Annotated in this window: 1 protein-coding gene; it reads left to right on the forward strand. The window is 62.4% G+C overall.

Annotated elements, in window-relative coordinates; translation table 11 throughout:
- On the forward strand, window positions 1–263 hold a 263-nt coding region (locus AAEZ09_RS28545; RefSeq protein ID WP_350601703.1), incomplete at both ends, for a hypothetical protein.

A 263-nucleotide genomic window follows, 5' to 3' on the forward strand; every position in this document is an offset into this window, starting at 1 on the left:
TGAGTGAACTCGTCCCCCCGAAGCAGGCGGCCAAGCTCCAGAACGCCCTACTGGACTACCTCACGACAACCTTTGCCCTGTCCGACGCCGATGCCCAACGCGCCCTCGATGAGTTCTTGCGCGACCCTGATGAGGGCATCTTTAAAGGGCCTTACCTGCGTACCCGGATGCCCTTCGCACCGGCCCCAAGGTACTCCGCCGACGAACTCGAGTGGATGCCCGAAAACTTCACCCCGTACGGACACCAGGCCAGAGCCTTCACC

Source organism: Pseudomonas sp. 65/3-MNA-CIBAN-0223, from assembly GCF_040310425.1.
Taxonomy (GTDB): domain Bacteria; phylum Pseudomonadota; class Gammaproteobacteria; order Pseudomonadales; family Pseudomonadaceae; genus Aquipseudomonas; species Aquipseudomonas gregormendelii.